15 protein-coding genes are annotated in these 13869 nt (G+C 57.9%); 5 read left to right on the top strand and 10 right to left on the bottom strand.

Features of this window, described 5'->3' with window-relative positions; translation table 11 throughout:
• Positions 1 to 20 precede the first annotated feature (20 nt).
• On the top strand, positions 21 to 350 hold the full coding sequence (locus KOL70_RS14275; protein ID WP_021313201.1) for a DUF485 domain-containing protein: 330 nt from the start codon (positions 21 to 23) through the stop codon (positions 348 to 350).
• Positions 347 to 1999, top strand: a complete 1653-nt coding sequence (locus tag KOL70_RS14270) for a cation acetate symporter (RefSeq protein WP_215480803.1) — start codon at positions 347 to 349, stop codon at positions 1997 to 1999. The genes KOL70_RS14275 and KOL70_RS14270 overlap by 4 nt, the downstream gene beginning before the upstream one ends.
• Before the next feature lie 157 nt (positions 2000 to 2156).
• Here the strand turns inward: KOL70_RS14270 and KOL70_RS14265 are convergent, their stop codons facing one another.
• From KOL70_RS14265 to KOL70_RS14250, 4 genes are all read right to left on the bottom strand, one after another.
• Complete coding sequence (locus KOL70_RS14265) at positions 2157 to 2702, bottom strand: YfaZ family outer membrane protein (protein WP_031279754.1); 546 nt, start codon at positions 2700 to 2702, stop codon at positions 2157 to 2159.
• Positions 2703 to 2841: 139 nt separating this feature from the next.
• Complete coding sequence (locus KOL70_RS14260; RefSeq protein WP_211726532.1) at positions 2842 to 3387, bottom strand: YfaZ family outer membrane protein; 546 nt, start codon at positions 3385 to 3387, stop codon at positions 2842 to 2844.
• Positions 3388 to 3469: 82 nt separating this feature from the next.
• A complete protein-coding gene (locus tag KOL70_RS14255; protein ID WP_215480802.1) occupies positions 3470 to 4165 on the bottom strand; it encodes an LrgB family protein in 696 nt (231 codons plus the stop codon).
• Entirely contained in the window at positions 4158 to 4583 is a 426-nt protein-coding gene (locus tag KOL70_RS14250) for a CidA/LrgA family protein (RefSeq protein ID WP_021507826.1), read from the bottom strand. Before KOL70_RS14250 ends, KOL70_RS14255 begins: the two co-directional genes overlap by 8 nt.
• A gap of 102 nt (positions 4584 to 4685) precedes the next feature.
• On the opposite strand from KOL70_RS14250, the gene KOL70_RS14245 reads away from it, so the two are divergent.
• Positions 4686 to 5588 carry a LysR family transcriptional regulator gene (locus KOL70_RS14245; protein ID WP_215480801.1) on the top strand — a complete coding sequence of 301 codons (903 nt, stop codon included), beginning with the start codon at positions 4686 to 4688 and terminating at the stop codon, positions 5586 to 5588.
• 60 nt (positions 5589 to 5648) lie between these two features.
• Here KOL70_RS14245 and KOL70_RS14240 read toward each other — a convergent pair whose 3' ends face one another.
• The 4 genes from KOL70_RS14240 to soxR all read right to left on the bottom strand — a co-directional run bounded on the left by KOL70_RS14240 (position 5649) and on the right by soxR (position 10329).
• On the bottom strand, positions 5649 to 7298 hold the full coding sequence (locus KOL70_RS14240) for a Na+/H+ antiporter (protein WP_021507828.1): 1650 nt from the start codon (positions 7296 to 7298) through the stop codon (positions 5649 to 5651).
• Between the two features lie 136 nt (positions 7299 to 7434).
• Complete coding sequence (locus KOL70_RS14235; protein WP_058757550.1) at positions 7435 to 8784, bottom strand: NCS2 family permease; 1350 nt, start codon at positions 8782 to 8784, stop codon at positions 7435 to 7437.
• 356 nt (positions 8785 to 9140) lie between these two features.
• Entirely contained in the window at positions 9141 to 9809 is a 669-nt protein-coding gene (locus KOL70_RS14230; protein ID WP_021507831.1) for a glutathione S-transferase family protein, read from the bottom strand.
• Between the two features lie 43 nt (positions 9810 to 9852).
• A complete protein-coding gene (gene soxR, locus KOL70_RS14225) occupies positions 9853 to 10329 on the bottom strand; it encodes a redox-sensitive transcriptional activator SoxR (protein WP_021507832.1) in 477 nt (158 codons plus the stop codon).
• Positions 10330 to 10428: 99 nt separating this feature from the next.
• Here soxR and soxS point away from each other — a divergent pair, with 99 nt between their 5' ends.
• Complete coding sequence (gene soxS / locus KOL70_RS14220) at positions 10429 to 10857, top strand: superoxide response transcriptional regulator SoxS (RefSeq protein WP_058757551.1); 429 nt, start codon at positions 10429 to 10431, stop codon at positions 10855 to 10857.
• Positions 10858 to 11101: 244 nt separating this feature from the next.
• On the top strand, positions 11102 to 11383 hold the full coding sequence (locus KOL70_RS14215) for a YjcB family protein (RefSeq protein ID WP_010618515.1): 282 nt from the start codon (positions 11102 to 11104) through the stop codon (positions 11381 to 11383).
• 54 nt (positions 11384 to 11437) lie between these two features.
• Here KOL70_RS14215 and KOL70_RS14210 read toward each other — a convergent pair whose 3' ends face one another.
• Positions 11438 to 12388: an ATP-grasp fold amidoligase family protein gene (locus KOL70_RS14210; RefSeq protein ID WP_031279756.1), complete on the bottom strand. Its 951-nt coding sequence runs from the start codon at positions 12386 to 12388 to the stop codon at positions 11438 to 11440.
• An 8-nt stretch (positions 12389 to 12396) separates the two neighbouring features.
• Positions 12397 to 13653: a polysaccharide biosynthesis C-terminal domain-containing protein gene (locus KOL70_RS14205; RefSeq protein ID WP_021507835.1), complete on the bottom strand. Its 1257-nt coding sequence runs from the start codon at positions 13651 to 13653 to the stop codon at positions 12397 to 12399.
• Between the last annotated feature and the right edge of the window lie 216 nt (positions 13654 to 13869).

Below are 13869 nucleotides of genomic sequence, written 5' to 3'. Positions count from 1 at the left end.
TTGCCTCTGGAGAAAATGTGATGAACGAAGCCCTGAACCAACAGGAAGCCGTCTGGCAACAAATCGAAAGCAATCCGCGTTTTCAGGAGCTGGTGCACAAACGTCAGTCGTTTGCGCTGCTGCTCAGCCTCATCATGCTGGTACTGTACGTCGGCTTTATTCTGCTGATTGCCTTCGCGCCCGGCTGGCTCGGCACGCCCTTGCACGCCGGCACCAATGTGACGCGCGGCATCCCCATCGGCGTCGGCCTGATTGTGGTGTCGTTTCTGCTGACCGGCGTTTATGTCTGGCGCGCCAACGGCGAGTTTGATCGTCTGACCAAACAGATTGTCAGCGAGGTGAAATCATGAAGCGCCTGCTCTTCGCCTCACTGGCTATCGTACCAGCCAGCGTATTTGCCGCCGATGCCATTACCGGCGCGGTGCAAAAACAGGCCACTAACTACGAAGCGATCATCATGTTCGTGGTCTTCGTGGCGGCCACGCTCGGCATTACTTACTGGGCGTCCAAACGCACCCGCTCGCGCAGCGATTACTACACTGCCGGCGGCAACATCACCGGTTTCCAGAATGGCCTGGCGATGGCCGGTGACTTTATGTCGGCCGCCTCGTTTCTCGGTATCTCCGCGCTGGTCTACACCTCCGGCTACGACGGGCTGATCTACTCGCTCGGCTTCCTCGTCGGCTGGCCAATGATTCTGTTCCTGATTGCCGAACGCCTGCGCAACCTGGGCCGTTATACCTTTGCCGATGTGGCGTCCTACCGCCTGCAGCAAAAGCCTATCCGCACCCTTTCCGCCTGCGGTTCGCTGGTGGTGGTGGCGCTGTATCTGATTGCGCAGATGGTGGGTGCCGGTAAGCTGATCCAGCTGCTATTCGGTCTCGACTACCACATCGCCGTAGTGCTGGTCGGCATTCTGATGGTGTTGTACGTGCTGTTTGGCGGCATGCTCGCCACTACCTGGGTGCAAATTATCAAAGCGGTGCTGTTGCTGTTTGGCGCCAGCTTTATGGCCATCATGGTGATGAAAGCCACCGGTTTCAGCTTTAATACGCTGTTTACCGAGGCGATGGCGGTGCACCCGAAAGGAAGCGCGATCATGCAGCCAGGCGGTCTGGTGAAAGACCCGATCTCCGCGCTGTCGCTCGGTCTGGGCCTGATGTTTGGTACCGCCGGCCTGCCGCATATTCTGATGCGTTTCTTCACCGTCGCCGATGCGCGGGAAGCACGCAAAAGCGTGTTCTGGGCCACCGGCTTTATGGGCTACTTCTACTTCCTGACCTTTATTATCGGCTTCGGCGCGATTCTGCTGGTCGGCGCAAACCCGGCCTTCAAAGACGCCAGCGGCGCGCTGATTGGCGGCACTAACATGGCGGCAGTGCATCTCTCCAATGCGGTCGGCGGCAGCCTGTTCCTCGGCTTTATCTCGGCGGTAGCCTTCGCCACCATTCTGGCGGTGGTGGCCGGACTGACGCTGGCCGGTGCTTCGGCGGTGTCGCATGACCTGTATGCCAGCGTGATCCGCAAAGGCCAGGCCACCGAGCGTGAAGAGCTGCGGGTGTCGAAAATTACCGTGCTGGTGCTGGGCGTGGTGGCGATTGCGCTGGGCATTCTGTTCGAGAAACAGAACATTGCCTTCATGGTCGGCCTGGCGTTCTCAATTGCCGCCAGCTGTAACTTCCCGATTATTTTGCTGTCGATGTACTGGTCAAAGCTGACCACGCGCGGCGCCATGGTGGGAGGCTGGCTGGGCCTGCTGACGGCGGTGGTGCTGATGATTCTCGGCCCGACCATTTGGGTGCAGGTACTGGGACACGCAACGCCAGTCTATCCGTATGAGTATCCGGCGCTGTTCTCGATGCTGGTCGCGTTTGTCGGCACCTGGCTGTTTTCCATTACCGATCATTCCCAGCAGGGGGCGCTGGAGCGGGCGAAATTCCGCGGACAGTTTATCCGTTCACAGACGGGCGTCGGGATTTCGCAGGGGAAAGCGCATTAAGATTGAGAGGGTGCGGTGATTGACCAGGTCGCCATCAACACGGTGCGGTAATTGACCAGGTCGCCATGAACTTAGTGCGGTGATTGACCAGGTCGCCATAAATGGCGACCCTACGGAATTTCGTAGGGTGCGCATTCATGCGCACCTGGTACAGTCATCAGAAACGCAGCGACGCACCGACGTACGGGCCGTCGACCAGTACGTTATCTTTGCGGTCGCCTTTGTTGTTCAGCTCAATGTACTGATAGCCAACGCGCAGGTTCAGCAGCGAAATCGGCGTAAAGCTCAGGCCGCCTGAGGCTTCTTTATAGCTGTCCAGACGATCGGAGAACGCTTCCGGCGCATAGTAATATTCGCCGTACAGGCCCCACATGCTGTTGAAGTTATACTGCGCACCGGCACCCAGCGCCACGGTGAAGCCATCACGGCCATCTTCCGGATGGGTGAACAGCGCTTTCGCCGTCGGTGCCACGCGGAAATCACCCACATCCAGGTTATAACCCATACCAAGGCCGTAAGTGCTGCCGTCGTGATCGCTGCGCAGCCAGTTGCCTTTCAGAAACAGACCCGGTGAAGCGGTGCCGAGGCCAAGGTTCAGGTTGGTGCTGTGCTCACCCACGTCAACACTGCCCTCAATCGCCTGCGCGCCGCCGCTCAGCAGTGCCAGACCTAAAACACTTCCCGTAACAAGTTGCTTAAACATAACAATCCACTCCATGAAGGACACATAATTCGGCGCAAAGGGTAAACAGCGCAGCGACGTGACACAACTTTATTTGGAAAGCTTTACGTAAAAATGGATTACAGCGGGCAGAAAACGGCCGCGAACGGCCGTGGAGGGATCAGAAGCGCACCGCAGCGCCGATAAACAGGCCATCCATCAGGCTTTGATCGGCATGGCCATAATCACCGTTGGCGGAGAGGTAGCGATAGCCGCTGCTGAGTGATAACCACTTCGCCGGCTGGTAATAGACGCCCGCTTCCAGCTGATGCAGCGCATGCAGATTATGGTTGGCAAAATCAGGCGACAGGCTGTAATCCAGATAGAGCCAGGTAGCCCCTGCCTGCGGCAGAGGTGCCATCAGACGAATCCCGCCATTCATGCCGCGACTCGATGTTGAGGTGGTTTTCACATCGGCCCAGAATGCACCGATACGCGGTGCTACCTGCAGCGCGCCGAGGGAAAAGCCGTAGCCGAGGCTGGCGTCGAGCAGATGGGTTTGCTGATGACCATGCACATACTCCAGTGCTGCCTGCACGCCTGGTGCGGTGCGGTCGCTGTTAATCCGGGCTGTCCAGAAATGGCTGCCGCCCTGCCCGCCGATCTCAGCGGCACTGGTCCCGGTGGCGGCCAGCAGCAGGCCTAATGCTAATGTGGTATTTTTCATTCTCGCTTCCTTGTTGTTTACGCGCGCAAACGGTAAGCAAAGCGAGGAAACTCTGATATGAGCCCAGGCTCAAATTTGCCCGTCAGGCATGCCACAACAGCTGACCCAGCAGCGGGGCCAGCAACACCGTGAGCACGCCGGAGAGCATCATTACCAGGCTGGAGACCACGCCCTCCTGCTGGCCGAGTTGATAGGCGCGTGCCGTGCCGGCTCCGTGCGAGGCCGCGCCAAAGCCGGCGCCCTTCGCCACGCCCTGCTTAATCGCGATGCGTAAAAACAGCACGTCGCCCACCGCCATGCCAAACACTCCGGTAATCACCACGAATAGCGCGACCAAATCGGGCTGGCCGCCAATCGGCTGGGCCGCTGCCAGCGCAAAAGGCGTGGTGATGGAGCGCACCGCCAGGCTGCGCTGGATGCTCTCCGGTAGCGTCAGCAGCCGCGCCAGCCATACCGAACTGCACACGGCCACCAGCGTGGCGGTGATCACGCCCACGCTCAGCGACAGCCAGTGGCGGCGGATAATGTGCAGGTTTTCGTAAACCGGCACCGCAAAAGCCAGCGTCGCCGGCCCCAGCAGCCACAGCAGCCAGTGGCTTTCGGCGATGTAATTCTGCCAGCTGACGTGCGTCAGCAGCAGCAGCGCCACCAGCACCAGCGGCGTTAACACCAGCGGCATCAGCAGCAGCGTGGGCCTGCGCCGGTACAGGCGTTTATTGAGGTAGTAAACCAGCAGCGTCAGCGCCAGACATAACAGGCTAATGATAAAGTCAGTCACGATCGCCCTGCTTACGCGCCGCGCGCGCCAGTTCGAAGCGGTATAAGCGATCAACCACCAGCGAGGTGGCCGCCAGCACCATCAGCGTACTGACGGCGATCACCACACAGATGCGCCAGCCTTCACTGCGCAGCAGGTCGCTGTAATTCACCACCGCCACCACCGCCGGAATAAAAAACAGCAGCATTTCGGCCAGCAGCCAGTTGGCCCCGGCTTTAACCCAGCGCAGCGGCACGATACCGCTGACGATCAACAGTAACAGCAACACCATACCCACGACGTTGGCCGGTAACGGCAGATGCAGCCAGCTCACCAGCTGACCACTGGCAACGAACAGGGCGATATACAGCACCAGCTGCAGCGGCACCGTGACGCGTTGCAGGATATCCGTGGTGCGCGGACGAAGCGCGGACGCCATTTCTCTCTTCCCCTCAAAAATTCAGGGTTGCAGTATAAATCCGCGCCAGAGTGTGAAAGAAATGAATTAAAATTATTCAAACTATGCCAAAAAGGAATGTTTATGGACGTGCGTGCCCTGCGTTACTTCACCGAAGTGGTGCGTCAGCAGAGCTTTACCCGCGCGGCGGAGAAGCTGTTCGTGACGCAACCCACCATCAGCAAAATGCTGCGCCAGCTGGAAGAAGAGCTGGGCTGTACGCTGCTGCTGCGCGAGGGACGCAAGCTGCATCTCACCGACAGCGGCCAGGCGGTATATCAGCGCGGCCTGGCGATTTTGCAGGAGTTTCATCAGCTGGAGGCGCAAATCAGTGACATCAACCAGCTGAAAACCGGTGAGCTGCGGCTGGGCATTCCGCCGATGGTCGGCATGCAGATTGCCGGATCGATCTCCGCGTTCCGCCGCCGCTATCCCGGCGTACAGCTGAAAATCTCCGAATTTGGTGGCCTGACGGTGCAGCAGGCGGTGCTGAGCGGCGGGCTGGATATTGCGCTGACCGCCCTGCCGATTGATGCGGAACTACCGCTGAATACGCTGGAACTGATGCGCCATCCGCTGTGCGTACTGCTGCCGCGCAGCGCGCGCTGGCTCAACCGCACCAGCCTGACGCTGGCCGAGCTGGCTCAGCATCCCCTGCTGATCCTCAACGAAGAGTTTTCGCTTAACCGCCAGCTGATGAAAGCGTTTCAGCGCCAGGGAGTGATGCCGGATATCGCGCTGCGCAGCGCGCAGTGGGATTTTCTTGCCGCGATGGTGCAGGCGGATATTGGGCTGGCGATCCTGCCGGAGCCGATTTGCCAGCGGCTGGATAAACAGGCCTTGCTGTGGCTGCCGCTGGAGTCGGAGCTGCAGTGGCGTCTGGGGCTAATCTGGCGCGAAGGCAGTTATCTGTCGCGCAGCGCGCAGGCGTGGATTGCCTGCTGCCGCGAACACTGGCCGGATAACGCGCCGCGGCTATCGCTGTAACAAAGCGGCCGCCCTGTAGGTCAGGCGGCCGCGGGATCGGAGAGCAGCAAAACGCGGCGGCTATTCCTCTTTCTCTATCAGCAACGCTTCCAGCAGGTCGAGATCGCGCAGCAGGCGCTGCATGGTCTCGTTGGAGATCTGCTGAGTGGCGCGCAGATGATAAACCTCGGCACGCTCGGCGCGCAGCGCGGTCAGGCGGAAACGGCGCTCCAGATTTTCCGCAAACAGCGCCTGCTCCATATCATCTTTGCCATCGACGCGACGACGCAGATTACCAATCACCCGCAGGCTGACCTCTTTCAGCAGCTCAGGATCGATGTTCTCTTCAGCGTCGTTTTCCAGCCGCTGCTCCATTTTGTGCAGGCTTTCGATCGCCACGCCGGCCATCGCAGCACGCGCGCTCTGGATTTCGCGACGGTGTCCCACTTTGTCGTGGCTCTCCATGCCACGCAGCAGAATCGGCAGCAGAATCACGCCGACAAACAGCGAGAACAGAATCACGCCGGTGGCGATAAACACCAGTTCGTAGCGCGCCGGAAAAGGTTCGCCGTTGCTGAGGAACAGCGGAATCGACAGCACACCGGCCAGCGTGATAGCACCGCGCACGCCGGCAAAAGAGGCGATCAGCAGTTCACGCAGCGAGTAGCTGGAGAACTCCAGCGGCTTCTTCTTCAGCAGGCGCAGGCTGGTGCGCTTCATGATCCACAGCCAGCCGAAGCGCACGATCATCAGCGCCGCATAGACCAGCCCGACGTCGGCGAACAGCATCCACAGCTCGACGTTAGGATCGGCGTTCGCCTGAGCAATCGAGGTAGAGAGAATGTCCGGCAGCTGCAGGCCCAGCATCAGGAACACCATGCCGTTGAACACAAACTCCAGCATCTGCCATACGCTGTTGGCGCGCAGGCGCATTGCCAGCGGTGCCTGACGGATGATGCCGGAACGGGTGATGGTCATACCGGCCGCCACCGCCGCCAGAATGCCGGAGACGCCGAGGTGTTCAGCAATCAGATAAGAGGCGAACGGCAGCAGCAGCAGCAGTACGGTTTGCGTTGCCGGATCGTCACCGCTCCAGCGGCTGAGCAGGCGCAGCGAACGGCCATACAGCCAGCAAACGGCGACACCGGCCACCAGGCCGCCAATCGCCACTTTAAGGAATTCGACGCTGGCGCCGCCCCAGGTGAACACCATGGTGCCCATCGCCACCGCGACGGCAAACTTGAGTGACACCAGGCCCGACGCGTCATTCATCAGCGCCTCGCCCTGGACAATCGACATGATCTTTTTCGGGATGCGCCCTTCGCCGACGATGCCGGAGAGCGCCACCGCATCGGTCGGTGACAGCACCGCCGCCAGCGCGAACGCCGGAATTAGCGGAATACCCGGCACCAGCCAGTAAATCAGGTAGCCGATACCGACCACGGTAATCAGCACCAGCACCAGCGCCAGGCCGATAATTTCACGGCCGTGATGCAGAAACTCGTTGATCGGCGTTTTCCAGCCATCGGCAAACAGCAGCGGCGGAATAAACAGCACGAGGAACAGTTCAGGGTCAAAATCGACGTGCAGACCAAAGGTTGGCCAGGCCAGCAGCGCGCCGGCCGCGATCTGTACCAGCGGGAGCGGGATCTGAAACGGCAGGATACGTGCCGCAACGCCGGACAGCGAAACCACCAGCGTCATGATGAGAATAGTAAAGAAGATTTCCATGCTTTCCTTAGGCGAATCATATTAATCGAAGCGATGTTGCGTCGGAAAGTGTAAAACAAAACGCCGCCCGGCGGGGCTACCCGATGTGCGGCGTGTGCGATAAAGAGAATAATCCGGACTGACGCCCGGATTGCGGTCAGATAGCCCAGCCGCCCGCGTAGAACGCCACCAGCGCCACAGCAATCACCACCGTGCCAGCGTTGAGCTTGCGCCACTCGCCGGCAAACAGGCGGCCAATTACCAGCGCGGCAAAGCCGAGCATGATGCCGGTGACGATGTTGCAGGTCAGTACGATGAATACCGCCGTCAGCAGGCCAGACATCGCATCGACGAAATCATTGAAGTCGATTTTGGCCACGTTGCTCAGCATCAGCAGGCCGACATACATCAGCGCGGGTGCGGTGGCATAGGCCGGAACCAGATAAGCCAGCGGCGACATAAACAGAATCAGCAGGAACAACAGACCCACGACAATCGCCGTCAGGCCGGTTTTACCGCCGGCGGCAGTACCCGCAGCGGACTCGATATACACTGCGGCGGGCGAAGCACCCACCAGTCCGGCAAACAGGCTGCTGATAGAGTCGGTGGTCAGCGCGCGACCACCGTTGATAATCTGGCCCTCTTTATCCAGCAGGTTCGCCTGCCCGGCCACCGCACGAATGGTGCCGGTGGCGTCAAACACCGCGGTCATCACCAGCGCCAGCACGCTCGGTAACACCACCGGCTGCAGCGCGCCCATGATATCCAGGCTAAACATTGCCGACTGGCCGCTGGCATCACGCAGGCTCGGCATGGCAAACAGCCCCTGCCACTTTACCGCCGGGTCGAAAATCAGCCCAAGCAGCGAAATCGCAATGATGGTCAGCAGAATGCCGCCCGGTACCCGCCGTTTTTCCAGACCAAAAATCGCCGCCAGCCCGATCAGCGCCATGATCACCGGGAAAGAGGTGAAGTGACCAAGCGCCACCGGCAGGCCTGCCGCCGGGTTTTTTACCACCAGACCAATGCCATCGGCGGCAATCAGCAGCAGAAACAGGCCGATACCGACGCCGGTACCGTGCGCCACGCCCATCGGCAGGTTACGCAGAATCCACGCGCGAATGCCGGTCACGGAAATCAGCGTGAACAGCAGGCCCATCAGGAAGACCGCGCCCAGCGCCACCGGCACGCTAATGTGCTGGCCCAGTACCAGGCTGAACGCGGTGAAGGCGGTCAGGGAGATGGCGCAGCCAATCGCCATCGGCAGGTTGGCCCACAGTCCCATGATGAGGGAGCCAAAGCTGGCCACCAGACAGGTAGCGACAAACACCGCCGTCGGTGAGAAGCCCGCTTTACCGAGCATGCCAGGCACCACGATGACTGAATAAACCATCGCTAAAAAGGTGGTGAGGCCAGCCAGCACTTCCTGCCGCACGCTGCTGCCGCGTGCTGAAATGTGGAACCAGGCGTCCAGTTTTCCCCTGGCCGGGCGTGATTCGCCAGACATAGTTATTCCTCTGTGTTTTTTAAGATATAGGTCACCGCGCGGCTCGCGTTTGCGCATCATCCTGGTGAAGATGTCTCAGAGAGAAAAGCAGGCAAACGATTACGTGGCCGCGTATTCCAGGTCAAAAAGGGGTGACGCGGAAAAAAGGCAAACGATTATCTGGCGTTTGGGGTGGCGTTTTCAACTGCTAATCACCTGGCAGGCAGGATAATGCGCAGCTCTGGCGCCATTATGGCTGGCGTTACGCTAGCGGGAGCAGGAAATCACGGAGGAAAAAGGCTGGCATTTCAGGTGGTTTGCTGCGATGCCGCGACAGCGCGTCGCGGCCTCCTGTTTCGTTGCGTTACCGCTGCGCCTCAGCCGTTATTGAACTGAATCGGGCCGCCCTGCTCCAGCGCGCGCTGCCACGCGGCCCGCTGCTGCATATTCTCCAGCCAGCGCGCCGTGGCGGGCATCTCACCCAGCGCGCCACGCATCTGCAACGCCAGCAGCGGAAAACTCATCTGCACATCGGCAATGCTGAAGCGTGAACCGGCAAAAAAGCGCTGCTGGCTCAGATGCTGCTCAATCACGCGCCCGTGGAGCGCCAGCTGCTTGTTCAGCCACGCTTTCTGAATGCCTTTACTCAGCGCCACGCCGGCCGGGCGCAGCAGCCACGGCACCGGCTTTTTACCAAGCTGAGCAAACACCAGCTTCATCACCAGCAGCGGCATCAGCGAACCTTCAGCATAGTGCAGCCAGTAACGCGCCTGAATTTGCTCCTCTTCCTCATGCAGCGCCAGCAGATGCTCGCTGTCATACTTTAGCTGCAGATATTCGAGGATGGCGCCCGATTCGGCGATCACCCGATTGCCATCGGTAATCACCGGCGATTTACCCAGCGGGTGCACTTTCTTTAATTCGTCCGGCGCCAGCAGGGTATTTTCCCGCTGATAGCGTTTGATTTGATACGGCACCGCCAGCTCTTCCAGCAGCCACAGCACCCGATGAGAACGGGAGTTTTCCAGATGGTGAACGGTAATCATGCGCGATTCCTTGCTGCTAAGGGTTGGCATCTAGTATAGCGGATTAACGCTGCGGCTCGTCCTGTTGCGGATCGAGCAGGACCGCTCCGGAGCCCTGCTGCCCCAGACGGTCACCCGGATTGCGCAGCGGGCAGTCGCGCATCGACAGGCAGCCGCAACCAATGCAGCCGTCAAGATCGTTGCGCAGACGCGTCAGGGTTTCGATGCGTTTATCCAGTTCTTCGCGCCAGTGCTGCGTCAGCGCGTCCCACTCCTGCGTCGACATGCGCTTATTCGCCGGCACATGCATCAGGCTGTCGCTGACCGTCGCCAGCGGAATTCCGATGCGCTGGGCAATTTTGATAATCGCCACGCGGCGCAGCACATCACGGCTGTAGCGGCGCTGATTACCGCCATTGCGCGTGCTGCTGATCAAGCCTTTGCTTTCATAAAAGTGCAGCGCCGATACCGCCACGCCGCTGCGTTTCGCCACTTCGCCCGGCGTCAGCACCGGTTTCGGGTAATTGCGTTCTTTTTTCATTTAGGGCCTTTACCTCAAGTTAACTTGAGGAATTATACTCGCACCCCAGCAAAACAGCGAATTTCAAACCAGGCGATAACCTTGCAGAAGGAACAGGCTATGATGCAACAGGAAATCATCCATTCACTGACTAACTGGATCGATCAGAATCTGGATAAAACATTGTCGATTGATGAAGTGGCGGCAAAATCGGGTTACTCGAAATGGCACCTGCAGCGTATGTTCCGTACGGTTACGAAACAAACGCTGGGTGGTTATATTCGTGAACGCCGTCTCACGCTGGCCGCCGAAGCCTTGCGTCAGACGCAGCGTCCGGTATTCGACATTGCGATGCAGTACGGCTACGACTCGCAGCAGACGTTTTCGCGCGTGTTCCGCCGTCAGTTCTCGCAAACCCCTACCGCTTATCGTCACAGCATGCGTCGCCAGGCGATGGTGCAGCGTCCGCGTCTGGTCAACTTTGACTGCAGCGAAGGCATGAACAGCTTTGCCCAGCGCACCACCGGCGAGTGCTGCCCGGTACGCTGAAGTCAGTGCGCCCCGCGCGGGCGCGCCTTTCCCCTCCTCTTCACCTTCCTCCAGCCCTTTCTTTGCCTGCCATACCAGGTCTAAATTTTGTTCAAATTTTCAAATCCAGTGATATAATGTGACCCAAGTCACAGATTCAAGCTGTATTAAGACGACAGAAGGGCTTCCCTGACCTCCCTTGTCTGCCGCCAGTGATGTCCGATGAATGTCAGGGATATTACTGATCTCAAGAGGTTTTTCGCCGATGGCTACGTTAACTACCAGTCTGATCGTCATGCGTTGGGAACTGCTCAGCGCGGTAATGATGTTCTTCGCCAGCACCATGAAAATTAAATTGCGTCAGAACAGCCACCACGTGATGGCGCTGATGTGCGGCGGCGTGGGCGTAGCGATGTCATGCTGGTTCGTTACCGGTCTGCTCGGCATTACGCTGAGCATGGAAAACGTGCATAACTTTATGTCCATCACCAAAGAAGCGTTTATTCAGGTGATGAGCCAGACACCAGCCGACTGGCCAATGCCGTAAACGCGGCGCATAAAAAACCCCGCTAAGCGGGGTTTTTTATTTTGCTGTGTGATTTCAAATTTTCTTCAATACGGCTGGAAGTGGTACTTCCGGCACCGTGACGTCCGATCTCTGCGTATCGCGACGATCCTGAATCCACATATCACCCATCATCTGATTAAGCCCCCGATCCAACCCGGTGACCAGCCCGGCGCCTGGCGTGAACGTCAGCTCACCGAAGTAGATCTGTTCGCCATCGATATACCAGTCCACGCGCACATAATCGAAGTCGCTGGCCAGCGTTTTACTCAGCGCCAGCGCGTGCTGCAGCTGTGGCAGCAGCGGTGACACATCCAGCCCGGTATCACGGATTTTGTGATACGCCTCGTTAAGATTGTTGACGTAAAAGTTCATCGACAGCAGCGGATTACAGCGGTTGTAGATCACCTGCAGCACATATTCAAAATTGCCGTCGCGCTTGTTGAACATGTGAAACTTGTAATCGATGGGCGCGGTTTTGCCATCGCCGATGTACTTCTCTACCAGAATGCGCGGCTTAATATAGCGATAGTGAATCTCGCGCGCCTCGTTGGCGAAATCGGTCTTCAGCCAGCGCTGGCAGTCGCTGATAATCTGCTGTTTTTTCAGCGCATCCGGTTCTTCCAGCAGGATCTCGACCATGTTGGAGCCGTGATTCGGCTTGATAACCGTGTTCTTCCAGCTCGGCAGCGTATGCAGTGAGTGCGGATCGCTGGTCTCATAAACCAGCGGAATCAGATACTCACTGCCCACCTTTTCGGCAATGTACTCACGCACCGAAAACTTGTCCGACAGGCGGCCATAGCACTGGTAGTCGCCGTAGACGAATTTGCGATACAGCACTTTCTCATTGAACACCTTCGGCTGACGCAGGTTCGGCAGCTTACGGAATTTGTGAAAGTAGTAGATGCGATCCTGGTAAGCCCAGGGCATCTTTTTGATGAAATACTGTACGCTTCTTCTGAGTTCGTCTTTCAACCTGATCATATCTGACCTCATTTGTAGGTTTTGTAGTTGAGTGAGGAAACCTGAATTTTTTGGATGACGCCGTTTTTGAAGAAGTAATTCATTACGGTCAGGGACAGTAACTCCGTGATGAAGACGCTCCAGGCGGCACCCATGATGCCGTAGCCCTGGATCAGCCACCACGACAGCGGCAGGCTGATGACCATCAGACAAATGATCTTCTTCAACAGATAGTTAAACCCGCCCTCTTTCACCATGTAGCGATAAGCGACGGTCCCCATTGCCGAAAAGCAGGTTGCTAACGACAGTAACGTAATGAGACTTCCGGACTGTGTGTACTCGTGACCATATAAAGCGATGATGATTTTTTCGCCGTACAAGGCGATCACCGCTAATAACAGCAATGAAACTCCCATGACATAGCCGTTCAGCCGCGCGGTGAGCTTGATCGCGGCTGCTCCACGCTCGCGGAAAATCTCCGAGAAGCAGGAAGTGATGATGGCAACCGGGATAAAAATCCAGGAAGCCGAAATGGTATTCGCGGCGGCGAACAGGCCAAGGTCGCGCGCTGAGGCGATGCCCGCGAGGAACATCTGTGCGGCTTTCACCTGCACCGAGATAAAGATGCTGGAGATGGCCAGCGGCAGGCCGGCATACATCAGGTAGCGCAGGTAGGTGGTGCGCTTGTCCTGCGGCGGCGCCAGATCCTGATGTTCGCGATAGAAATTGACGCGCTTGATGGCGTACGGCACCAGCGTGACGGCCACAATCGAGGCGGTGAGCCACAGTGGATTGAGGTGCAGCCAGGCGATGGTGAAGCTCATGGCAAAGCCCAGCAGCAAGCCGGCCGAGTTAGCAATGGTATTGAGCCGCGACGCCAGCCGCGCATTGTTATAAACGCTGAACGTGTCCTGGGTGACAAACACCGACGAGATAAACGAGGCCAGTGCAAACGCAAGGAAGTTTTCCTGCATGTTGTACCAGACCCAAATCAACACCGGGATTGATGTTAGCAACAGCAGCACCAGGCGCATGGTCCGCGCCACGGTCATCAGCCGCAGGCCTTTCGGCGCACTTTTACTGATGCGCTTGAACAGGATGGTTTCGGTACCAAAAATCGCCACGGTTTGCACCATGGAGAACAGCGAGGTCGAAAATGCCATTTGGCCAAACACCGTTGGGCCAAAGGATTTTGCCACGTAGGAGGTCACAAATATGACGCCGAATACCGAGACGATCTTCTCAGACATCATCCAGGCGGCATTAGACATTACGCTCAATTTCATTGACTGGTCCTTAGTATTACGTACAGCAACTGCTTTTCGGTACAACGTCCTTGAAATGAATTAACAAGCGCTCAGTGGGCCTGACACAATTTAATAACTTCAAACCAGGCTGGTCCGAAAAATGAGACTCGCGTCAGAGTTTAGCGATTAAATTCAGGAAAATTCCGATTAAACCTGGTGCGAAGCCCGATGGATGTAAACGATTTCAACCCGAAT

The sequence above is a fragment of the Pantoea sp. B270 genome (assembly GCF_018726825.1).
Lineage (GTDB): Bacteria > Pseudomonadota > Gammaproteobacteria > Enterobacterales > Enterobacteriaceae > Pantoea > Pantoea dispersa.
Note: the sequence above shows the minus strand (reverse complement) of the source record. Positions and strands in the feature narration are given on the sequence as shown.

Excerpts from the sequence above, each read along its gene's own strand:
- KOL70_RS14275 (WP_021313201.1), top strand. The coding sequence starts at position 21 with ATGAACGAAGCCCTGAACCAACAGGAAGCCGTCTGGCAACAAATCGAA.
- KOL70_RS14270 (WP_215480803.1), top strand. The coding sequence starts at position 347 with ATGAAGCGCCTGCTCTTCGCCTCACTGGCTATCGTACCAGCCAGCGTA.
- KOL70_RS14265 (WP_031279754.1), bottom strand. The coding sequence starts at position 2,702 with ATGTTTAAGCAACTTGTTACGGGAAGTGTTTTAGGTCTGGCACTGCTG.
- KOL70_RS14260 (WP_211726532.1), bottom strand. The coding sequence starts at position 3,387 with ATGAAAAATACCACATTAGCATTAGGCCTGCTGCTGGCCGCCACCGGG.
- KOL70_RS14250 (WP_021507826.1), bottom strand. The coding sequence starts at position 4,583 with ATGGCGTCCGCGCTTCGTCCGCGCACCACGGATATCCTGCAACGCGTC.
- KOL70_RS14245 (WP_215480801.1), top strand. The coding sequence starts at position 4,686 with ATGGACGTGCGTGCCCTGCGTTACTTCACCGAAGTGGTGCGTCAGCAG.
- KOL70_RS14240 (WP_021507828.1), bottom strand. The coding sequence starts at position 7,298 with ATGGAAATCTTCTTTACTATTCTCATCATGACGCTGGTGGTTTCGCTG.
- KOL70_RS14235 (WP_058757550.1), bottom strand. The coding sequence starts at position 8,784 with ATGTCTGGCGAATCACGCCCGGCCAGGGGAAAACTGGACGCCTGGTTC.
- KOL70_RS14230 (WP_021507831.1), bottom strand. The coding sequence starts at position 9,809 with ATGATTACCGTTCACCATCTGGAAAACTCCCGTTCTCATCGGGTGCTG.
- soxR (WP_021507832.1), bottom strand. The coding sequence starts at position 10,329 with ATGAAAAAAGAACGCAATTACCCGAAACCGGTGCTGACGCCGGGCGAA.
- soxS (WP_058757551.1), top strand. The coding sequence starts at position 10,429 with ATGATGCAACAGGAAATCATCCATTCACTGACTAACTGGATCGATCAG.
- KOL70_RS14215 (WP_010618515.1), top strand. The coding sequence starts at position 11,102 with ATGGCTACGTTAACTACCAGTCTGATCGTCATGCGTTGGGAACTGCTC.
- KOL70_RS14210 (WP_031279756.1), bottom strand. The coding sequence starts at position 12,388 with ATGATCAGGTTGAAAGACGAACTCAGAAGAAGCGTACAGTATTTCATC.
- KOL70_RS14205 (WP_021507835.1), bottom strand. The coding sequence starts at position 13,653 with ATGAAATTGAGCGTAATGTCTAATGCCGCCTGGATGATGTCTGAGAAG.